18 protein-coding genes are annotated in these 21,392 nt (G+C 70.0%); 4 read left to right on the top strand and 14 right to left on the bottom strand.

What is annotated here, in order from left to right; all coding sequences use genetic code 11:
• The 4 genes from D7W82_RS40110 to D7W82_RS19495 all read right to left on the bottom strand — a co-directional run.
• The coding region (locus D7W82_RS40110) for a hypothetical protein (protein ID WP_199727787.1) at positions 1 to 187 on the bottom strand (187 nt) is incomplete at its 3' end.
• Between the two features lie 94 nt (positions 188 to 281).
• Positions 282 to 2,213: a type IIA DNA topoisomerase subunit B gene (locus D7W82_RS19505; RefSeq protein WP_120619786.1), complete on the bottom strand. Its 1,932-nt coding sequence runs from the start codon at positions 2,211 to 2,213 to the stop codon at positions 282 to 284.
• 10 nt (positions 2,214 to 2,223) lie between these two features.
• On the bottom strand, positions 2,224 to 4,605 hold the full coding sequence (locus tag D7W82_RS19500; RefSeq protein WP_171425356.1) for a DNA topoisomerase (ATP-hydrolyzing) subunit A: 2,382 nt from the start codon (positions 4,603 to 4,605) through the stop codon (positions 2,224 to 2,226).
• A gap of 288 nt (positions 4,606 to 4,893) precedes the next feature.
• Positions 4,894 to 5,607, bottom strand: a complete 714-nt coding sequence (locus D7W82_RS19495; protein WP_120619784.1) for a hypothetical protein — start codon at positions 5,605 to 5,607, stop codon at positions 4,894 to 4,896.
• 106 nt (positions 5,608 to 5,713) lie between these two features.
• Between D7W82_RS19495 and D7W82_RS19490 the strand changes: the two genes are divergently transcribed.
• Complete coding sequence (locus tag D7W82_RS19490) at positions 5,714 to 6,373, top strand: MBL fold metallo-hydrolase (RefSeq protein WP_120619783.1); 660 nt, start codon at positions 5,714 to 5,716, stop codon at positions 6,371 to 6,373.
• A 14-nt stretch (positions 6,374 to 6,387) separates the two neighbouring features.
• Here the strand turns inward: D7W82_RS19490 and D7W82_RS19485 are convergent, their stop codons facing one another.
• On the bottom strand, positions 6,388 to 7,125 hold the full coding sequence (locus tag D7W82_RS19485) for a M50 family metallopeptidase (RefSeq protein ID WP_120619782.1): 738 nt from the start codon (positions 7,123 to 7,125) through the stop codon (positions 6,388 to 6,390).
• A gap of 122 nt (positions 7,126 to 7,247) precedes the next feature.
• Here D7W82_RS19485 and D7W82_RS19480 point away from each other — a divergent pair, with 122 nt between their 5' ends.
• Together D7W82_RS19480 and D7W82_RS19475 are read left to right on the top strand one after the other, a co-directional pair.
• Positions 7,248 to 9,425 (top strand): S46 family peptidase, encoded by a 2,178-nt coding sequence (locus tag D7W82_RS19480; protein WP_120619781.1) that lies wholly within the window; start codon positions 7,248 to 7,250, stop codon positions 9,423 to 9,425.
• Position 9,426: 1 nt separating this feature from the next.
• Complete coding sequence (locus D7W82_RS19475; protein WP_120619780.1) at positions 9,427 to 10,080, top strand: hypothetical protein; 654 nt, start codon at positions 9,427 to 9,429, stop codon at positions 10,078 to 10,080.
• Between the two features lie 12 nt (positions 10,081 to 10,092).
• Here D7W82_RS19475 and D7W82_RS19470 read toward each other — a convergent pair whose 3' ends face one another.
• On the bottom strand, positions 10,093 to 10,608 hold the full coding sequence (locus tag D7W82_RS19470; RefSeq protein WP_120619779.1) for an RNA polymerase sigma factor: 516 nt from the start codon (positions 10,606 to 10,608) through the stop codon (positions 10,093 to 10,095).
• A 140-nt stretch (positions 10,609 to 10,748) separates the two neighbouring features.
• On the opposite strand from D7W82_RS19470, the gene D7W82_RS19465 reads away from it, so the two are divergent.
• Entirely contained in the window at positions 10,749 to 12,737 is a 1,989-nt protein-coding gene (locus D7W82_RS19465) for an APC family permease (protein WP_233587799.1), read from the top strand.
• A 19-nt stretch (positions 12,738 to 12,756) separates the two neighbouring features.
• Here the strand turns inward: D7W82_RS19465 and D7W82_RS19460 are convergent, their stop codons facing one another.
• From D7W82_RS19460 to D7W82_RS19425, 8 genes are all read right to left on the bottom strand, one after another.
• A complete protein-coding gene (locus D7W82_RS19460; protein ID WP_120619777.1) occupies positions 12,757 to 14,388 on the bottom strand; it encodes a sigma 54-interacting transcriptional regulator in 1,632 nt (543 codons plus the stop codon).
• Positions 14,389 to 14,470: 82 nt separating this feature from the next.
• Entirely contained in the window at positions 14,471 to 15,451 is a 981-nt protein-coding gene (gene gspN, locus D7W82_RS19455) for a type II secretion system protein GspN (protein WP_120619776.1), read from the bottom strand.
• Positions 15,452 to 15,454: 3 nt separating this feature from the next.
• On the bottom strand, positions 15,455 to 16,012 hold the full coding sequence (gene gspM, locus D7W82_RS19450) for a type II secretion system protein GspM (RefSeq protein ID WP_120619775.1): 558 nt from the start codon (positions 16,010 to 16,012) through the stop codon (positions 15,455 to 15,457).
• Between the two features lies 1 nt (position 16,013).
• Entirely contained in the window at positions 16,014 to 17,621 is a 1,608-nt protein-coding gene (gene pilM, locus D7W82_RS19445) for a pilus assembly protein PilM (protein ID WP_120619774.1), read from the bottom strand.
• A 1-nt stretch (position 17,622) separates the two neighbouring features.
• Positions 17,623 to 19,059 (bottom strand): type II secretion system protein GspK, encoded by a 1,437-nt coding sequence (locus D7W82_RS19440; RefSeq protein WP_120619773.1) that lies wholly within the window; start codon positions 19,057 to 19,059, stop codon positions 17,623 to 17,625.
• On the bottom strand, positions 19,059 to 19,733 hold the full coding sequence (locus tag D7W82_RS19435) for a type II secretion system protein GspJ (RefSeq protein ID WP_120619772.1): 675 nt from the start codon (positions 19,731 to 19,733) through the stop codon (positions 19,059 to 19,061). The genes D7W82_RS19440 and D7W82_RS19435 overlap by 1 nt, the downstream gene beginning before the upstream one ends.
• A complete protein-coding gene (locus D7W82_RS19430; RefSeq protein WP_120619771.1) occupies positions 19,730 to 20,668 on the bottom strand; it encodes a prepilin-type N-terminal cleavage/methylation domain-containing protein in 939 nt (312 codons plus the stop codon). The genes D7W82_RS19435 and D7W82_RS19430 overlap by 4 nt, the downstream gene beginning before the upstream one ends.
• Entirely contained in the window at positions 20,665 to 21,387 is a 723-nt protein-coding gene (locus tag D7W82_RS19425; RefSeq protein ID WP_120619770.1) for a Tfp pilus assembly protein FimT/FimU, read from the bottom strand. The genes D7W82_RS19430 and D7W82_RS19425 overlap by 4 nt, the downstream gene beginning before the upstream one ends.
• Positions 21,388 to 21,392 lie beyond the last annotated feature (5 nt).

The raw sequence follows: 21,392 nt of genomic DNA, 5'->3' as shown, positions 1-21,392 counted from the left end.
CGTCCGACTCGGGTTCGGCGGAGTCCGGAGGGGTGAAGGTGTCCTCGGGGATGGCCGCGGGGACCTTCTTGGTGGCGGCGGGGCGCTTCTTCTTCGCGGCGGACTTCCGCTTGGTGGCGGCGTCGGCGGCGGGAGCGCTCAGCACGCAGGCGAGCGCGACAGTCAGGGCAAGGCGGGTGGTGTTCACGATTCGGCGGATGCTAGCCGACCCGCGGGGCGGAAGACCAATGCCTCCCCGGGACGGGTGCGCCCGTCCCGGGTGTGCGGGGACTTCCACTTTCTCAGACGTCCAACTCCTGGACCTCACCGGCCTGCTCGGTGATGAACTTGTAACGCGCCGAGACGTCCTTCCCCATCAGGTCGTTGATGATGCGGTCGGTCTCCAGCGCGTTGTCGATGGTGACGCGCAGGCTGATGCGGTTCTTCGCGTCGAGCGTCGTCTGCTTCAGCTCGTCGGCCGTCATCTCGCCCAGACCCTTGAAGCGCATGATGTTGGGCTTGGCGTTGCCCCGGGCCTTCTCGCGGATGATGCGGTCGCGGTCCGGCTCGTCCAGGGCCCAGTACGTCTCCTTGCCAATGTCCACCCGGTACAGCGGCGGCTGGGCGATGTGCACGGCGCCGGCTTCAATCAGGGGCCGCAGGTGCCGGTAGAAGAACGTGAGCAGCAGCGTGGCGATGTGGTGGCCGTCGCTGTCCGCGTCCATCAGCAGGAAGACGCGGCCGTACCGCAGCTTCGTGATGTCGAAGTCGGAGCCGATGCCGCAGCCCAGCGCGCTGACGATGTCCTGGAGCTCCTTGTTGGTGGCCACCTTGTCGGTGGACGCCTGCTCCGCGTTGAGCACCTTGCCGCGCAGGGGGAGGATGGCCTGGGTGCGCCGGTCGCGGCCCTGCTTGGCGGAGCCGCCTGCGGAGTCACCTTCCACGATGAACAGCTCGCTGGACGCGGGGTCCGTGGACGAGCAGTCCGCCAGCTTGCCCGGGAGGTTGAGCCGGTGGCTCACCGCGGACTTGCGGCTGATGGCGGCGGAGGCCGCGCGGGAGGCTTCACGCGCGCGGGCGGCCAGGATGATGCGCGCCAGCAGCGCTTCCGCGATGGACTTGTTGTCGTTGAACCACTTCTCCAGCACCGGGCGCACGGCGCTGTCCACCTGCGCCGTCGTCTCCGGGTTGTTGAGGCGGCCCTTCGTCTGCCCCTGGAACTGGGGCTCCACCACGTACACGGAGAGGATGGCGGTGATGCCCTCGCGGATGTCCTCCGCGGTGAGCGACACGCCCTTGGGCGTCAGGCCGTGCGTCTCGATGTAGTTGCGCATCGCCTTGACGATGGCGGCCCGCAGGCCCGCCTCGTGCGTGCCGCCCAGGTTCGTGGGGATGCCGTTGACGTACGAGCGGATGTGCTCGTCCGTGGCCTCCGTCCACGCCAGCGACACCTCCAGGCGGACCTCGTTGTCGCGCGAGAAGTAGAAGGGCGTGCTGCCCGCGGGGACGATGGGCTTCTGGCGCTCCGACACGACCTTGGTGAGGTACTCGGCGATGCCGCCGTCGTGCTTGAACGTCTCCGTCGTGGCGGGCGTGGCCGTCTCGTCCTTCCAGACGACGGTCATCCCCTTGTGCAGGTAGCTCTTCGCCTCCAGGCGCTCGCGCACCAGGGCCGCGTCGAACTTCTGCTTCTCACCGAAGATTTCGGCGTCCGGCTCGAAGGTGATGGAGGTGCCGGTGCCGCGCGCGGGGCCCTCCACCTTGAGGGCGCTGGTCGCCTTGCCGCGCGCGTACGACTGCACGTGGCGCTTGCCGTCCTTCTTGATTTCGATGAGCAGCTTGCTGGTGAGCGCGTTCACCACGGAGCTGCCCACGCCGTGCAGACCGCCCGAGTGGATGTAGTTGCCCTGCTCGAACTTGCCGCCCGCGTGCAGCGTCGTGAGGATGACCTCCACGGCGGGCTTCTTGTGCTTGGGCATCATGTCCACGGGGATGCCGCGCCCGTTGTCCACGACGGTGATGGACTTCGCGCCCTTGTGGAGCGTGACCTCGATGAGGGACGCGAAGCCGTTGATGACCTCGTCCACCGAGTTGTCGACGATCTCCCAGAGGAGGTGGTGGTAGCCCGTGCCGTCGGTGCCACCGATGTACATGGCCGGGCGCTTGCGCACCGGCTCCAGGCCTTCCAAGACCTGGATGTCCGCGCCTGTGTAGGTTTCCTTCTTGGTCGCCATGGCCTTCCCGCTACTCCTTCTTCTCCGGCAGCGGCACGAAGGTGACGGGACGCGCCACCTCCTTCACCGTGTCGCGCTTGGACATCTCGTGGCCCTTGCCGCCGCGGCCCGTCACGCTGAACTTCGCCGGTGACAGGTGCAGCTTGCGGCCCTTCTGCGTCTCGAACTCCAGCACGGCGTCCTTCCGACTGGCTGGCGCCGCGAGGAAGTCCACCACCTTGTCGCCCGCGTCCACCTTGATGACCTGGACGCCCTTGCCGGGGCCCGCCAGCTCATTCACCTCCGCCACCTTGCAGACGAGGGCGTTGGTCTTCTCCGTGAGGACGGCGAGCAGGTCCTTGTCGCCCACCGGCTGCGTGCCGATGATCTCATCGCCCTCGCCCGTCTTCGCGTAGCGGCGGCCGGCGCGGGTGGACACCTCCGTGTGCGGCGCCAGGAGGAAGCGCAGGCCCAGGCCCTGGCGCGTCACCGCCACCAGCTTCTCCGGCTGGGGCAGGCGGGCATCCTGGGACAGGGCGCCCACCACGCGCTCGCCGTCGTCGAACTTGAACAGCTTCTGCACCGGGTCGCCGTAGCCGGTGGAGGCCGGCACGTCGTTGAAGCGGGTGACGTAGGCGGTGCCGAAGTTGCTGAACAGCACCAGGTTCGCCTTCAGGCTGCCGGCGAGCACCGCCATCACCGCGTCGCCCTCACGCAGGCGGGTGGTGGACGGGTCCTTCACCTCGCGCACGCGCTTGATCCACCCGTCGCGGGTGATCACGACGTGGGCGTCCTCGTCCGCGATGAACGCCTCCGCGGAGAACTCCACCTCCTCGGAGCCCGCGCCGCCAATGCGCGTGCGGCGCTTGTCCGTGTACGCGGCCTTGAGGCCGGTCAGCTCGTCGTGGATGACGACCCAGCGCTTCTTCACGTCCTTGAGGATGCCCTCGATGCGCTTGATCTCCGCGCGCTTCTCCTTGAGCTCCTTCTGGACGATGAGGATCTCCAGGCGGGCCAGCTTGTAGAGGCGCATCTCCAGGATGGCGTCCACCTGGAGCTCGTCCATCTTGAAGCGCGCCATCAACTTCTGGGCGGCGTCCTGCTTGCCCTCCGACTGGCGGATGATCCGGATGATCTCATCCAGCGCGTCGTAGGCCTTCTCGAAGCCTTCCAGGATGTGGACGCGCCGCTTGAGCTCCGCCAGCTCGTGCTCGAAGCGCCTGGTGACGATCTCCAGGCGGAAGTCGAGGAAGTAGCGGAGGATGGACTTGAGGTCCAAGCGCTTGGGCGTGCCGACGTCCGGGTTCTCCGACGGCACGAGGCACGTCAGGTTCACGCCGAAGTTCGTCTGCAGGGGCGTGTGCTTGTAGAGGTACGCCATCACCAGCTCGGGGTTGGCGTCCTTCTTGAGCTCCATGACGATGCGCACGTCCTTGGTGGACTCGTCGCGCACGTCGGTGATGAGCGGCAGCTTGCGCTCGCGCACCAGCTCGCCAATCTTCGCGACGAGCGTGGACTTGTTCACCGTGTACGGGATGGAGGTGACGACGATCATCTGACCGCCGCGCTTGTGCTCCTCCAGCTTGTACTCGCCGCGGATCCGGACGGAGCCCTGGCCCGTCTCGTAGATTTCGCGCAGCTCCTTCTTGTCGTTGAGGATCTGCCCGCCGGTGGGGAAGTCCGGCCCCTTGATCCACTTGAGCAGGTCCTTGGTCTGCAGCTCCGGGTCGTTGATGAGCGCCAGGAGCGCGTCCACCAGCTCGCCCAGGTGGTGGGGCGGGATGTTGGTGGCCATGCCCACCGCGATGCCGGTGGTGCCGTTCATCAACAGCTGCGGCACGCGCGCCGGGATGACGACGGGCTCGTCGCGGGTGCCGTCGTAGTTGGGCCGGAAGCGGACCGTCTTGCTGTCCAGCTCACCCAACAGCTCCGTGGCCAGCTTCTCCAGGCGGCACTCGGTGTAGCGGTAGGCGGCGGCGGAGTCGCCGTCCAGCGAGCCGAAGTTGCCGTGGCCGTCCACCAGCGGGTAGCGCAGGGAGAAGTCCTGCGCCATGCGCACGAGCGCGTCGTAGATGGCCGTGTCGCCGTGCGGGTGGTAGCGGCCCATGATGGCGCCCACCACCTGCGCGCACTTCTGGTACTTCGTGTCGAACGACAGGTTCAGGTCGTTCCACATGCCGTAGAGGATGCGGCGCTGCACCGGCTTGAGGCCGTCGCGCACGTCGGGCAGGGCGCGCGAGGTGATGACCGACAGGGCGTAGTTGAGGTACCGGCGGCGCGCTTCCTCGGCCAGGCCCGCGGGCAGGCTGTCCCCGCCACCGGTGCCGGACCCGCCGCCGCCGCCTCCCTTTCCTCCGCCCCCTGCCGGGCCTCCCTGCTTCTTGCGCGACTTCGTATCGGCTTCTGCGAGCATGGTCATGGAATCCAGATGGGTTTCACACGGGCCGACCGGCCGGGCGTGACGCGGCGCGCGGGCGTCACGCCGTGCGCGCTGCGACTACCAGTCGGGTCGGACCCTCGACGTCAGATGGGCGGGACTACCATGGGCCTCTGACATTGAGAACGAATTCGGGTGGTTGCGTCGGCTCCAGCCCGGAACTTCTGCACGTCCGTACAGTCCTCTGCCTGCTTGAAACCCACCGCCAACCCCCCGGAATTCCGAGGGGAGTAGGGGCCGGGCCTGGCTGGCGGGCTGCTTGGACTAGCCGTTGTCGCCGTCGGGGTTGGCGCGGGGCTTCTTGCCCTCCGCGTCAGGGGCGCGGCCCCAGCCCTTGCCTCGCTTGAAGATCTGCACGCCCCGGCCTGAGCCGCCACCGGCCATCCCGCTGATGGTGGCGCTGAGGGCCTTGCTGCCCGGCGGGTGGTAGATGACGCGCACCCTGCGGGCGGAGGGCAAGAGCGCGCTGGTGGCGTCCACGAGCAGGTAGACCGTGGTGCCGTCCGTCTGGATGCGGTCCGGGTCCTGCCGGTGGTTGAGGTCCGCGAGCAATTCACCCCCGTCCGCGCTGGTGGCGTCCGAGCTCAGCTGGCGGATCTTCACGCGCAGGGTCATCTCCGGGGGCGCGTCCTGGCGCTTGTACTCCCGCACGCCCTGGATGACGACCGCCAGGTCGGCGCCGTTCTCCGGGGCCTTGTCGGCGGGCAGGTGGAGGCCGGACTGGACGCTGGAGTCGGTGTCCAGGAAGAGGGTGACGTTGGCGCAGCGCTGCTTGCACTCCTCGCCGAAGGGGTCCCTGTTGAACTTCAGGCGCATGGCGAAGTCGCTGCCCTGGGGCCCGATGGTGGCATCCACGATGACGGGGCGCTCGTCGTCCGGCGACGGCTTGTAGCGGAACGTGGAGGCGGTCCGCCCCGCGGCGGAGGCGCTCGCGCTGGCCAGCAGCGAACAGGCGAGCAGGGTGGGCAGGCGCTTCACGGACGGAGACCTCCTGACGGCGTGGGGCATCAAAAAGTGGCATTCAAAGGGAACTGGCCCCGGGGCGGCAAGCCTGGGGGGTAGAGTGGCCGTCAGGAGGACAACCATGCCCACGCCGTACGTACGCCAGCTCAAGCTCGGACCGATGGACAACTTCGTCTACCTCGTGGGTCCCCAGGACGGCCCGGAGGTGGTGGTGGTGGATCCGGCGTGGGACGTGCCGGCCATCGAGGTGGCGGTGGCGCAGGACGGCAAGCGCGTGGTGGGCGCGTTCGTGTCGCACTGCCACGGCGACCACATCAACGGCCTGGAGGAGCTGCTGTCGCGCCATGACGTGCCGGTGTACGCGCAGGCGGAGGAGGTCGCCTTCTCCAGCGACCTGCGCAAGCGGGGTGGGGACGCGCTCAAGCCCCTGAGGGCGGGGGACGCGGTGCCGGTGGGCGCGCGCACGTTCCATGCGCTGCACACGCCCGGGCACACGCCAGGGTCCCACTGCCTCTTGGCGGAGGATGCGCTCGTGTCCGGGGACACGGTCTTCATCAACGGGTGCGGCCGGTGCGACTTCCCGGGCGGCAACCCGGAGGACATGTACCGCTCGCTGTCGCAGGTGCTCTCGAAGGTGCCGGACACCGCGCGGCTGTATCCCGGGCACGACTACGCGGACGTGCCGGTGGCCCGGATGGAGGCCATCCGTCAGAAGAACCCGTACTTCGGCTTCCCGGACATGGCGTCCTTCGTGGCCTTCCGGATGCGGCCGCGCAAGTAGGGCTCAGGCCCGGCTCACACCCGCCGCGCGCGGGGCATGGGCGGCATCTTCACTCCGCCGCTCGGCTTCGCGTGCATGGCCCAGTACGCGGACACCCCCAGCAGGGCCACCGACAGGAGCGTCCACAGCGCCGCCCAGATGATGGACGGCACCCACGTCTCGCTGGCGAGGATGGCCGCGTCGCTCTGCGCGCGCACCGCGCTGTTCCACAGGTCGTCCCGCAGGTCGAAGACGACGTAGAGCGCGGTGAAGGCCGCGAGGAACAGGTTGAGCGCGTCCACCAGCCCCGTGGGCAGGAAGCGCGCGCCCAGCCCCATGGCCAGCGCCATGCCCAGGCAGAAGGCCAGGGTGAACGGGTCGCCCGCGTAGAAGAAGCCCATCACCGCCAGCCACACGGACGCCGCGCCCATCACCGCGCGGCCCAGCCGGAAGCGGAAGGTGGCCAGCATCAGCCCCGCGCCCGCCACCGCGCTGCCCAGGTAGCCCGCGGACGACACGATGATGCGGTTGAAGACGCCGGGCGGCAGGCGGGAGAAGCAGCTGCCCCCTTCGTTCAGCTGGAGGTGCACCCGGTCCACCGAGCCCCCCACGAGCAGCGCGGCGAGGGCATGCCCCGTCTCATGCATCATCACCACCAGCACCTTCACCGGGAGGAGCACGGGCGAATACCAGAAATACCAGGACGCCCCCATCAGGAGGAGCAGCAGCGCCAGCCTTCCGAAATCCAGTGTCGCCCCGCTCGCGGTCCGCATCGCTGGTCCCCTCCTGCCTGGACACCGGAACATCCAAGCACGTTCCATCTTCCGCGAAAACGCGCGCCCCGGACACCGGAACGGTCGCGCCGGGGCGGCGGACGGAGTAGGGATGGGGCACCATGAAGAAGACGCTCCTTCTCCTCTCGCTCGTGGCTGCCCCGGCTTTCGCTGGGGAAGGGAAGTGGACCCCCCAGCAGGTGCTGGAGCTGAGCCCCGCCTGGCTCAAGGCCCAGGGCCTCCAGCTGCCGCCCAGCAAGCTCTGGGACCCCAAGCGGGGCACGGGCCTGCTGGCGGGCACGGTGAACACCGGCGGCTGCTCCGGGTCGTTCATCTCCGCCTCCGGCCTCATCATCACCAACCACCACTGCGCCTTCTCCATCATCCAGGAGCACAGCTCCCCGCAGAAGGACCTCATCACCGACGGCTTCCTCGCGAAGAGCCAGTCGGAGGAGCTCCCGGGCAAGGGCTCGCGCGTGCAGGTGCCGCGCGGCTTCAAGGACGTGACGGCGGAGGTCAACGGCGCCGTGCCGCAGGGCGCGGACGACCTCGCGCGCCACAAGGCCATTGACCGCAAGCAGAAGGAGCTGGTCGCCGAGTGCGAGAAGCGCCCCGCCACCCGCTGCCAGGTGGCCACCTTCGACGGCGGCGTGAACTACACGCTGGTGGACGCCGTGGAGTTGCAGGACGTGCGCCTGGTCTACGCGCCGCCGCGCGCCGTGGGTGAGTACGGCGGCGAAGAGGACAACTGGATGTGGCCGCGCCACACCGGCGACTTCGCCATCATCCGCGCGTACACCGCGCCGGACGGCGCCTCCGCGGCGTTCAGCGACAAGAACGTGCCCTACAAGGCGGAGTTCTTCTTCCCGCTGTCCACGCAAGGCGTGAAGCCGGGCGACTTCGTGATGGTGCTGGGCTACCCGGGCACCACCTTCCGCACGCTGCTCGCGGACGAGATGGCGGAGCGCCAGGCGCGCTACTACCCGCGCATCCGCGACGTGCTGGGCGAGGCCATCCGCATCCTGGAGGCCGAAGGGGAGAAGGACCCGGCCGGGAAGATCGCCGTGGCCTCGCAGCTCAAGGGCCTGCACAACGTCTACAAGAACGCGGGCGGCCAGCTGGCGGGCCTGAAGCGCGGCCACATCGTGGAGAAGCAGCGCGACGCGGAAGGCGCCACCGTCGCGTGGGCGCAGAAGGACGCCGCGAAGTGGGGCGAGGCGCTGAAGGCCCGCGAGGCGCTGCTCGCGGAGCAGCAGGAATCCGCCAAGACCTTCGACCGCGAGTTCCTCCTGAGCATCTCCGGCCGCCTGGCGCGAGGCCCCGCGCTGGCCACGACCGTGTCCCGGCTGGCCATGGAGCGCGCGAAGCCGGACCTGGAGCGCCGCCCGGAGTACATGGACCGCGAGCTGCCGCGCATCAAGGACCGCCTGGAGCGCGAGCAGAAGAACCTCTTCCTCGCCGCGGACAAGGCGCTCCTGCACGCGTTCGTGAAGCGCGCGCAGGCGCTCCCCCAGGACGCGCGCATCGCGGCCGTGGATGCCGCGTTCGGCAAGACGTACTCCCAGAAGGACGTCTCCGCGAAGATCGACTCGCTGTACGCGGGCACCAAGGTGTTCACCCTGGCGGAGCGCCTGAAGATGGCGGACGAGTCCGTGGGGCAGCTCGCCGCGCGCCGCGACCCGCTGCTGGCGTTCGGCATGGAGCTGGCGAAGGAGCAGGCCGCGCTGGATGACACGCGCGACCGTCGCCAGGGCGCGTCCTCCCGGCTGCGGCCGGCGTGGCGCAAGGCGGTGATGGCGCAGGCGGGCAAGCCGATTGCGCCGGACGCCAACAGCACGCTGCGCGTGTCGTTCGCCAAGGTGCAGGGCTACACGCCGCGCGACGGCGCGCTGTACCTGCCGCAGACGACGCTGACGGGGATGATGCAGAAGCACACCGGGGAGGAGCCGTTCAACGCGCCGGAGAAGGTGCGCGCGGCCGCGGCGGCGAAGAAGTTCGGGCAGTGGGCGGACCCCCGGCTGAAGGACGTGCCGGTGGACTTCCTGGCGGACGCGGACACCACGGGCGGCAACTCCGGCAGCCCCACGGTGAACGGCAAGGGGCAGCTCGTCGGCGTGAACTTCGACCGCGTGTGGGAGAACGTCGCGAACGACTTCGGCTACAATCCGGACGTGGCCCGGAACGTCAACGTGGACGTGCGCTACCTGCTGTGGCAGCTCGACCAGGTCGAGGACGCGGACGCGCTCCTGCGTGAGCTCAACGTCCGCAAGGGCAAGCCGGTGGCCAAGGAGGCTCGCTGACATGTCGGACGCGGGGGACGGGACTCCAGCGCTGCCCACCTTCCGGCCGGATGAGCGGGTGTGTGGCAACTGCAAGCTCTGGAGCCCGCACTCCGTGGATCACCGTGGATGGGTGGGGCCGTGCCGCCTGCAGAACTCGCGCGGCATGTTCCCGCCCTCCGCGCCCATCTGTGACAAGTACGCGCCCCGGGGCTCCGCGTCCCCGGCGCCCGTGGTTTCGAGCACGCGAACCCGCGCCCCGCGCAGCGTGGCGCCCGTGGTGGTGCGCCACCGCGCGGATCCGCACGAAGTGGTGGACCTGGAAGGGCTGAACATGACGCGCGAAGAGCTGATGGACATCTTCCGGGAGGCGGCGGCCCTGAGCGATCCACCGCTCGCCGGCAAGTGGGAGGGCGGCACGGTGCGGCTGGTGCCGGGCAACCCGGAGCTGCAGGCGAAGGACATGCCCATCGACGGCCTGTTCCACAAGGTCACGATGGTGCGCGACCGCATCCGCGTGCTGGAGCAGAAGCTCAACGCCCACCCCAAGCTCACGGACGCGGAGAAGGCGGAGATGCAGGGCTACATCACCCGCGTCTACGGCTCGCTCACCAGCTTCAACCTCCTCTTCAAGGAGAAGGGGGATCAGTTCGTGGGCAGCAAGGGCGAGGAGTAACAACTCCACGCCTCACGGCCGCTGGCCGCGCTCCTCCATCACGGTGAGGGCGCGCTGGCGGCCGCGGTGCAGGGCGCTCTTCACGGTGCCCTCGGGGATGCGCAGGAGCCGGGCGATTTCAGCGGAGCCCAGGCCGCGCACCTCGCGCAGGTAGAGCACCTGCCGCTGCTGGGGGTTCACCTCCTCCAGCGCTTCGTGGAAGTGCTGCTGCATCTGCGCGCCCATGGCGTGGGCCTCGGGCGACACGACCTCCTGGGGCGCGTGCGTCAGCCGCTCCCGGCGCCTCCGCGCGCGCAGCCAGTTGATGCTGCTGTTGACCATCACCCGGTGCAGCCAGGTGGTCCACGTCGCGCGTCCATCCAGTCCCGGGGGCTGCCGCGACAGGCGCAGGAAGACGTCCTGCACCACGTCCTCCGCGTCGTCGGTGTCCCCCACGATGCGCCGGGCGATGGCCAGCGCCCGAGGACGGTGCAGGGCGTACAAATCATCCAGGGTGGGGAAGGGGAGGACGGCGGCGTGCGGGCCCATGGCGGACGGTCTCCTGTGTCTTCCCGTGAAACGAATGGGCCCGTGAAAGGGTCTATGGCCCTGGAGGGCATGCGACTCCGGGGCCGTGTTTTCGCCCGGACAGCCGGTGCGCACCTTCCGGGCCAGGGGGAGATGCCGCCATGGCTCAGCTGGCCGAGTACGGACGCAGGAGGCCCTTCATGCCCCGGCGCCGTCAGGGCAACGGCATCGTGGACCTGCTCCTGGGCCGCCCGCTCACCAGCGCCCAGGCGATGCAGGAGAAGACGGGCGTCCTCACCGGCGTGGCGCTCCTGGGCCTGGATGCGCTGTCCTCCGCGGCGTACGGCCCGGAGGCCGCGCTCACCGTGCTGCGCCCGCTGGGGGCCACGGGGGTGTGGCTGCTCCTCCCCATCACCGCCGCCATCGTCGGGCTCTTGATGCTCGTCGCGAGCTCGTACGCGCAGACCCTCGCCGCATATCCGAGCGGCGGCGGCGCGTACACCGTGGCGAAGCAGAACCTGGGGCGGGGCGCGGGGCTGCTCGCGGCGACGGCGCTGATGCTGGACTACCTGCTCAACGTGGCGGTGGGCATCTCCGCCGGCACGGGCGCGCTGGTGTCCGCGTTCCCCGCCTTGCGGCCGCACACGCTGCCCATCACCCTGGCCCTGCTGGCGCTGCTCACCCTGGTCAACCTGCGCGGCGTCAGCGAGGCGGGCGCCGTGTTCGTCCTGCCCACGTGGTTCTTCATCACCTCGTTGAGCGTGGTGCTGGCCGTGGGCCTCTTCAAGCTGGCCACCGGTGACGCGACGCCCGTGCAAGAGCCGCCGCCGCTGGCGGTGCCCACCGCCTCCCTGGGCGCGTGGCTGGTGATTCGCGCCTTCGCGAGTGGATGCACGGCGATGACGGGCGTGGAGGCCATCAGCAACGCCGTGCCCATCTTCCGCGACCCCGCCATCCGCCGCGCGCGCACCACGCTGGGCCTCATCGTGGGCGTCCTGGTGACGATGCTGCTGGGCATCGCGCTCTTGTGCCGGGCGTACGGCGTGGGCGCCACGGACCCCGACGGCGCGAACTACCAGACGGTGCTGTCGCAGCTCATCGCGGCGGTGATGGGGCGCGGCGTCTTCTACTACGTGACCATGTCCGCCATCCTCTGCGTGCTCGCGCTGTCCGCGAACACCAGCTACGCGGGCTTCCCGCTCGTCTGCCAGGTGCTGGCGCGCGAGCGCTACCTGCCGCCGGGCTTCGCCCACCGGGGCCGCAGGCTCGCCCTGTCGCGCGGCATCCTCACCCTGTCCGCGCTCGCGGCCGTGCTGCTCATCGTGTGCAAGGGCATCACGGACCGGCTGATTCCCCTGTTCGCCATTGGCGCGCTGATGGCCTTCACCCTGTCCCAGGCGGGCATGGTGGTGCACTGGAGCCGCCACCGGGACGAGGAGGGCTGGCGGTGGCGCCGGGCCCTCAACGGCGCGGGCGCGGTGATGACCGCGCTCACGCTGTGCATCGTGGGCGTGTCCAAGTTCACGCACGGGGGCTGGGCCGCGTTCGTCCTCGTGCCCGTGGGCCTGCTGGTGCTGTCTCGCGTCCACGCCGCGTACACGCGCACGCGGCAGGCGACGGAGCTGAAGCGGCCCGTGCTCCTGCCGCCCCCCTCGCCGATGGTCGCCGTGGTGCCCGTGGACCGCTGGTCCCACGCGTCGGAGACGGCGCTGCGCTTCGCGCTGACGCTGAGCGACGACGTGCGCGCGGTGCACATCTGCAGCGGCGACACCGACGAGGCGGTGCTGGACGCGCAATGGCAGCGCTTCGTCCAGGGGCCGCTCCAGCAGGCCGGGCGCAAGCCTCCGCCGCTCGTGCACGTGGGGTCACCGTACCGCGCGCTGGTGTGGCCGCTGATGGACTACCTGGACGCGCTGCTCGCGGAGGTGCCGGGCGGCACCGTGGCCATGGTGCTGCCGGAGCTGCTGGAGAAGCGCTGGTACCGGGCCATGCTCTACGGGCGCCGCTCGGAGCTGCTCCGCAGCGCGCTGCTGCTGTCCGGCGAGCGGCGCCTGGTGGTGGTCAGCGTGCCCTGGTACCTGCGCACGCAAGCGCACCCGGCGCCGCACTCCGCCTGGGGCGACTCCGCCCACCCTGGAAGCCAGGGGTAGGGCGGAAGCGCCTTCGAAATCACTCCTGCTCGTCCTGCTTCGTCAGGCCCCAGTCCTTCAGGCGCTTGAAGAGGGTGGAGCGCGCGAGTCCCAGCTCCCGCGCCACGCGCTCGCGGTTGTTGTTGAAGCGGCGCAGCGCGGTTTCGATGATCTGCCGCTCCAGCTTCTCCAGCATCTGCTCCAGCGTCATGCCCGGCGGCAGCTCCGGCACGGTGATGCCCGTCTCGCGGTTGACCTCCTGGTCGAAGGACAGGTCGCTCGCGTCGATGGACGGCCCCTTGCGCAAGAGCAGCGCGCGGTGCACCACGTTGCGCAGCTCGCGGATGTTGCCCGGCCAAGCGTGCTGCTGGAGCCGGTCCAACGCGGCCGGCGTGAAGCGCACCGTCTGGCCGCGCGGGGCGAACGCGCGCACGAAGTGCTCCGCCAGCGCCACCACGTCCCCCCGGCGGTTGCGCAGGGGCGGCAGGTGCAGGGGCACGACGCACAGGCGGTAGTACAGGTCCTCGCGGAAGCGGCCCTCGCGCGACGCCGCCAGCAGGTCGCGGTTGGTGGCCGCCACCACGCGCACGTCCACGTGCAGCGGGCGGCTGGCGCCCACGCGCTTGATTTCGCCGCTCTCCAGCGCGCGCAGCAGCTTCGCCTGGAGGTCCAGGGGCAGCTCGCCAATCTCGTCCAGGAACAGCGTGCCGCCGTCCGCCTCCTCGAAGGCGCCCTTGCGCGCGCCCACGGAGCCGGTGAACGCGCCCTTCTCGTGGCCGAACAGCTCGCTCTCGATCAGCTCCTTGGAGATGGCGGCGCAGTTGACCGGGATGAGCGGCCGGTTCGCGCGCGGCGAGCACGCGTGCAGCGCGTTCGCCACCAGCTCCTTGCCCGTGCCGGACTCGCCCAGGATGGTGACGGCCGCGGTGGACGGCGCCACGCGCTGAATCAGGTCCGTGAGCTGCCGCACGGACGGGTCGCTCCCGAGGATGCCGTGGAAGGCCTGCGCCTCCTTCCTGGCCGCGGGCACGGTCTCCAGGATGAGCTCCGCCTCGCCCACGCGCAGCGTGGTGGGCAGCGTCACCTCCGCCTCGAAGAGGCGCACCGGCCCCAGCCACGTGCCGTTGGTGGAGCGCAGGTCCACGACGTGGAAGACGCCGTCCCGCCGCGTGACCTTCAGGTGCCGGCCGGAGATGAACCGGTCCTGGAGCACCAGGTCGTTGCCCGCGTCCTTGCCCACCGTGAAGCTGTCGCCGGTGAGCCGGTGCACGGCCTCCGTGCCGCCTTGCCTCACGCGCAGCTGCGCGGGCTGCCAGCGCTGCGAGTCGCGGCCCTGCACGGCGGTGGCGCTGCCCGCCTCCGTGGCCGTGTCCGCGTCGTCGCTGGCGCCGTGCTGGCGGAACACCGCGCGCCACTGGCCCAGCTCGACGTCCGCGCCGTCCGGCAGGTCCGCGCGCTCCACCACCGCGCCCGCGACCTTCGTGCCCTTGCCGGACAGGTCCTCCACGCGGCACTTCTGGCCGTCCCACAGGAGGGCCACCTGCTGGCGGCTCACCTCCGGATCCGGAATGGCCACATCGCTGGAGTCGCCCCGGCCGAGCACCACCCGCGCCCGGTCCACCGCCACCCGCAGCACTTCCTCGCCTCGACGGAAGAACACCAGCTCCGGCATTACGAACCCTCTCCCATGCCCGGACACCCCAGGGCCGCGCGCAGCGCTTTACACGGCGCGTGCGCGGGCATCAACCGGGGGCCTACCGCTTGGGCCCGAAGCGGGGGCTGCTCACCATGCCGGTGAGACGGCCGCCGCGCCAACCCGGGTTGTCCCGGTCCTGCGGCAGCATGTTCACCGCGAGCGCCAGGGGGCCCAGCCGCTGCTGGAAGGCCTGCTCGAACTTCAGCCGCACGTCCAGCCCCAGCTCGCTGTACTCCAGCCGGCGGCCCAGCTTCAGCGTGCCGGTGCCGGAGCCCTCCAGGTCATCGCTCTTGAGGTTCAAGTCCCGCACCGTGCCCATGCCCTTGTCGAACTGGAGGTCGCCCTTCAGCTCGCCCAGCTCGATGCGCGGCAGCTCCATGGGCATGGCGGGGCCGCCGCCCATGGGGATGGCCGCCTTGCCGCCCTTGATGGTGAGCCCCTGGGTGTCCAGCGCCACCGTGCCGGACGCCTGGGACCAGTCCACCGGCTGGCCGCGGATCATCGTCCCCGGCGCCGTGAGCGCGAGCTTCGCGTTGAGGGTGCCCTCCATGTCCACGCCCGTGTACTTGGGCAGGTTGCCGCCGCCGGCCTGCACGCCGTCCACGTCCACGTTCAGCGACGTGCCGCTCAGGCCGCCCACGTGGATGTTCACCGTGCCGCCCATGCCCTTCATCTTCACCACCAAGCCGGGCGGGAAGAGGGACGGGCGCAGGGCCACGCTGTCGAAGATGAGCGCGTCGCCCAGCTCGTCCGGGCCCAGCCCGCCGGACTCACCGCGGGCGAGCGCCGCCACGGACTCCGAGCCCAGCGGCGTGGGCGGCTTGCTCAGCCGCACGTTGGTGGCGGTGACGCCGGACAGGCCGGGACGCAGGCTGTCCATGCGCACCGCCAGCCCGTGGGCCGCGGCCTCCGTCACCAGCCGCGAGCGGACCGCGTCGTACGGGAACGTAATCAGCAGGCAGAGGATGAACGTCACCACCGCGAAGGCGGTGTAGCCCAGGACGAGCTTCCAGCGGGCGGTCTTGGATTCAGTGGCCATGGGCTATTGCTTCATCCGGTAGGTCGCGACGGTCGTCCACGCCGTCAGGGTGTCCGTGGCGGGCCGGGGCTCCACGCGCAGGTACTTCACCTTCACGATGCCCGGGCCCGTCTCCACCGTGCGCAGGAAGTCCGTCAGCTTGCGCAGGTCCACGTCCGTGAAGGTCAGCTCCACGGAGCTTTCGATGATCTTCCCGTCCCCCACGCCCACGTCGCCCTTGGGCGTCATGTTGGGGACGGTGAGGCCCGCGGCGGTGGCCTTGTCTTCAATGTAGGTGATCAGCCGCACGTTGCTCTGGGTGAGCTGCTGCTCCACGTTCTGCCGCTCCGCCTGCGCCTGGCCGTAGCTGGTCGCCAGGGCCTGCACCTCCTGCAGCTTCGCCAGCTTGTCCTGCGTGCGCCGGCGGTAGCCCTGCGCGCTGTTGGCGAAGCTGAAGAGGGTGACGAAGAGCACGAACACCAGCACCGCGGAGCCGGCCAGCGCCACGAGCTTGCGCTCGCGGTCGGAGAGCCGCTCGAACCAGGTCTGGAGGGGCGCGAAGAGTTCTCGAAGCTTTCCCATGTCAGGTCTCTCCCGCCGGCGTCTCGCCGGGGCACTGCACCTGCACGTCCAGGCGGAAGGTCACCTTCTGCCCGTCGCGTGTCTTCTCCACCTTGCCCTCCTTCACGTCCTTGAAGCAGCGGTGGCCCTTCAAGGCGGCGGAGAGCGTGTCGATCTGCTTGGAGCTGTCCGTCTCTCCCTGGAGCATGATGCGGTCCAGGTCCACCTGGATGCGGTCGAACTTCACCGGCACCTCCGGAGGGACGCGCTGGGTGACTTCCGCCAGCAGGTTCACCGCGGACATCGCGGGCAGCGCCGCGGCAGGGCTCTCCACGCCCTTGAGCATGTTCAGCGCGCGGTCGTAGTTCGTCTCGCAGGTGCCCAGGATGCGCTGGGTCGTCTTGCAGAGCACCGCGTCCACCTCCGCCTCGCGCCGCGAAAGCACCGTGTTGCGCACGACGCCGAAGGCGATGAGCAGCAAGAGCAGCGTCACCGCGAAGGACGCCAGCAGGCCCAGCCGGTCCTTCACGTAGTCGTAGCCGCCCTTGAAGGCGAACTCACCGCGGCGCAGGTTGAAGCGCGGCGCCTTCACCCCGGCCGCGTTGCCGCGCATGGCCAGCGCGTACGCCTGCGCCGCGGACGGCGTCTCCCGGGGGCCAATCTTCTCCGCCGCGTCCACCGGGAGCGCCAGCACGCGCACCGGCAGGTTCAGGTCCTTGGACAGCTGCTCGGCCAGGCCCGGCATCCGCGCGGTGCCGCCGCACAGCACCACCGCGGAGACCTGCTGGCGGGCGCGCGCGGCGAAGGACTTGAAGGACGGGCGCAGCTCACGCAGCACCGGCTGCAGGCCGCGGATGAAGGCGTTCGCGGCGCGCTCGGCGTCCGGTCCCTGCGCGGCGCTGGCCATGGCGCCGTGCGCTTCCTTCCACGCGTGGGCCTCCGGCAGCGTCGTCTGGAACTCCGTGGCCAGGGCGCGCGTCAGGTCGCGCCCGCCGCCCGCGAAGGTGCGCGCGAACTCCACGCCCTTGCCCGGCTGGCCAATGGCCACCGCCGTGCGCTCGTGCCCGATGTCCACCACCGCCACCGGGCCGCCTTCACTCATGCCCTCGAAGAGGCCGGGCAGCTGGGTGAAGAGGTTCTGGTACGCGAGCGCCGGGTGGGTGATGACGCGCGGATCCACCTGGAGGGTGCCCAGCAGCGCCAGGAGCGACTGGAGCTCCTCCTTCTTCACCACGCCGACCAGCAGGTCCGCGGCCTTGTCCTTGCCGCCGGTGTCCTTCTGGCCGACCACCTGGTAGTCGTAGACGACCTCCGAGATGTCGAACGGCAGCTGGCTGCCCACTTCGAAGGGCAGCGTCGCCTCCACGCGCTTGCTGTCGGAGAAGGGCAGGCTCACCGCGTGCGTGGTGAGGGACGGGCCGGGCAGGGCGATGACGACCTGGTCCACGTGCCCCTGCGGCATCTTCGCGAGCAGCTCCTCCACCGCGGCGCGCAGCGTCTCCGAGCGCTCGCCTTCCTGCGCGCGGCGCACTTCCGCGTAGGCCTGGGTGGTGTTGCTTTTCGTCCCGGAGGTGAGGACCACCCCCTTCACGGAGTGGCTGCCCAGGTCCAGGCCAAGAATGCGGGCCATGCTATTCCTCTCTGTAATACACGAGCTTGCCCAGCCCGTCGTCCAGGCGGATGACGGCGGTGAGCGTCTTCTGGACGCTGCCGGCCTCTCCCACGGACTTGATGGTGAAAGTCTTGCTCTTGTCGCCCAGGTAGCGGTTCTGCTGGACGTTGCCCTTGATGAGCGGATTGACCGCGATGCCGGCCTGCTCGATGACGCCCACGAAGTCCGACACCGACATGCCGAAGAAGCTGAACATGCGCGCGGCGCGGATGCGGCTGATGAGCTCGTTGAGGAACACAGGGTCCGTCAGGCGCGGATCCGGCCGGTTGGGGTCCGCGGCGGACATGATGGCCAGCCCCAGCATGATGGGGTCGTCGGTGTTGACGTTCGGCTTGGAGTTGATGTCCGGGTACACCGTGAGCCGGTCTCGGAAGGCCGCCATGAAGCGGTCGTTGACGCCATGCACGCGGTACAGCTCGTCCAGGCTGTCGAAGCGCGCGTTCTTGACGTCATAGCGCGGTTCGTAGCGGCTGTACGGGGAACCCTCGTCCGCGAAGCCCGCGACGAAGGGGTTCGTCGGGTCCTTCTCGTTGAGGGTGGACTGGGTGGTGTCCTCGTCCGACCAGTCCTTCAGCGCGAGGATGGTGTCCCTGGGCGTGGAGCGCGTCTTGTTGGCGTCGTCCTGCTGCCAGAGGAACTCGAAGCGCTTGTCCGCGAACATGTCCAGCATGCGCGCGGCGGTGGCCTGCGACTCCGCGCCGCCGGTGTTCAGGCGCATGACGTTGAGCTTCTCCTCCTCGTCGCTGATGGTCGCGAGGAAGCAGCCCTCGAAGCCGCCGAAGGACCTGCGCTGCATCTGCGCCGCCATCTGCGTGGCCGCGCCCGCGCTCTCCCCGTCCTCGCCCTCCATCTGGAAGTTGGGGTCCACCGCCACGGGCTCCGTCTCCACGGGGCGGCCGTCCTCGCCTTGCGCGCCGTCGCTCTTCACCAGCCCCTTGAGCATGTGGCAGTCCACCCGCGCCAGCTTCCAGAGCTGGAGGTTGAGCGACTGCGGCTGGAACGCGTTCGCGCCGGCGGCGCCAGGGGTGCCGCCGCCCGTGAGGCCGCCCAGAGCGCCCAGGATGCTCGCGGGGTTGGGGATGGGCGTCTGGTCCACCTGCTTCTGGAAGCGAAGCAGCAGCCGCCCCAGCGACAGGCCGGAGCGGGCCATGTAATAGGCGCGCACTTCGTCGCGCTGGTTGGCGGCGAGCTGCAGGTCCACGCGGCTGTTGTAGGCGAACTCCGTGGCCACCACCGTGAGCAGCGTGATGGACACGAGCGCGATGATGAGCGCCACGCCGCGCGAGCGCCGGTGCTTGCGCGCCGCGGGCGAGCGCCGCGGCGCCGGAGCCTGGGGAACGGCCGTCCGCGCCTTGCCGCGCCGGCGGGGCGCCTGCTGGAAGAAGGGGAAGGCCATCAGTTGAACCTCGGCAGGGTGGTGTTGAGCACGATGCGCGCCTGCGTGGTGTAGCGCGCCTCCTTGCCCGCCTCATCCAGGGCGATGACGGTGATGCGCACGCGCGTGGGCAGCAGGTCCTTCTTCTCCGTGCGCCGCGTGTCCCATTCGTCGTCCCACTCCTTCTTGTCGGAGTCCCAGTAGGCGAACTCGACGCCCTTGACGCCCTCGAAGAGGACGTCCGTGGTGCCGCCCCGGTCCATGCGCTCCCCCACGTTGGGGTTCACCCGCCGCTTCAGGTCCTGCCGCTGCCGGGCGCCGCGCTCGGAGGAGTTCTCCACGAAGTACTCCACCACCGCCTGGTCGGACTCCTTCACGTCCGTGTACAGGCGCTGGTGCGCGAACGTCGTGAACGTCAGCTTCTCGCGCTCGCCAATGAAGTTGGTGGGCCGGTCGTTCTGGTCGCGGAAGCGGCGCAAGTCGTAGCGGTCGCTCACGAACGCGGAGCCCACCTCCCGCGCCATGCGGTTGAGCGACACGCGCACCATGCGGTAGCGCTCCGCCTCGCCCTCCACGACCTCCTTGGCGTTGATGCCCGTCTGGAAGGCCAGGGCGACGACGGTGCCCATGAGGGCGGTGATGCCCACCGCCACCATGACCTCCATGAGGGTAAAGCCACGCATGCGCCGCTTCATCGGATGGTCCCTCCGCCGCGAGGCATGCCCGGCATGCCGCGCATCCCGCCGAAGATGCCGCCCGGCCCGCGCGGGTTGACGCCGGTGTTGCCGGTGCCGCCGCCCTGCTGGCCGCCCATGTTCCTGTTGAGCTGATCCAGCTGGGCCGCCCGGTTGACCAGCGGCTCACGCGTGTTCGGGTCCAGCATCTGGCCGTTGGGGCCGGGGATGGGGTTGTCCACCACCTGGCCCGTGCGCGGGTTCACCCACTGGTTCTCCGCGCCCGCCGTGCTGCCTGGGTTGGGCGTGAAGCCGCCGTTGCGGTCGCCGCCGGGCCCCAGGGACACGACGTGCGTCACCACGTCCACGCTCTCCACCTGGGTGCCTTCCTTCCAGTACACGGTGAGGTGCACCTCGCGGACGGACTTGGTGAGCTGGTCCACCATCTGCGTGAACATGGGCTGCGCCATGCTCATGGCGCCCGCGCCCAGGGGGCTGGCCGACGTGGTGCTTCCGGGGGGCGTGCCGCCCTTGCCGTCGCCGCCGCCGCCGCCGCCAAAGAGGCTGGCCAGGCCGCCCAGCGGGTCGCCGGAGTCGCCGCCGCCCATGGGCAGGTTGAAGATGGCGCCGATGAGCTGATCCGGCGTCACGCCGTCCGTCTTGGGCGCGATGATGCGGGCGCGCCACTTGAACTGGGGCCAGCCCTCGTCGGAGAAGTCGCCGGACTGCTCGTCGTCGTCCTGTTCGAAGCCGTCGTCGTAGAGCTTCTGCTCCAGGTCCGTCATCTTCGAGCGGGACAGCAGCGCCGCCACGGTGAGCCGCTTGGTGTAGACGTGGTTCGCCACCGCGCCGGAGTTGAGGTCGAAGATGGCCATCAGCGCGACGCTGAGGATGGCCATGGCCACCATCGTCTCCAGCAGGGTGAAGCCCCCGCGCCTGCGCGTTGGGGTCGTCATGAGCGGGGCACCTCCAGGGCCTCGGATGCGATGAACACCTTGCCCGTCAGGGGTGACACGTCCAGCGTCCAGGCGTTGTCACCCTGGCGCAGGAAGACCATGGCCTTCTCCGTGTAGCCCTGCGGGAAGAAGTAGAGATAGGCCACGCCGCTCTCCACCGGCTCGCGCTGCTGCCGCGTCCACACCGACACCGCCACGCCCGCCGGGAGCTGCTTGGGGGAGATCTCCTCCGCGGTGTACGCGGAGAAGGTGGACTGGGACTCGATGCGGTTCTTCTCCTCGTCCATCAGCTCCTGCGCGGACGGCTGCGAGCCTTCCGAGCGCGTGTAGTTCTTGCGCGTATCCCCGCCGTTGTTGCCTTCCTTGCGGGCGCGCTCGCGGTCGCGCGCTTCGTCGCGGAGCGCCGAGTCCCGGTCGCGCGAGGTGGTGACGCCGCCCGCGGCGCATTCGGCGTGGTATTTCGTGGCCTCCTCGCGCTTCGGGTCGGGGATTTCGAACACCAGCCGGCACGTCCTGCCGCTGAGCGCCGCCGAGTCGTAGAGCGAGCGGATGACGCCCGCGAGCTCCGTGGCGCTGCCCTTCGCCTTCGCGCCGGTGATGGCGCCGATGCCAATGGTCACCGCGGCGAACATCACCGCCGCGATGGCCAGCGCGATGGAGATCTCAATCAGCGTGAGGCCGCGCGGAGCGCGACGGCGGCGGGCGGGAGCAGGGGACATGGCCG

This window comes from Corallococcus sp. CA049B, from assembly GCF_003611685.1.
GTDB lineage: Bacteria > Myxococcota > Myxococcia > Myxococcales > Myxococcaceae > Corallococcus > Corallococcus coralloides.
This window is presented reverse-complemented; position numbering and strand designations above follow the sequence as displayed.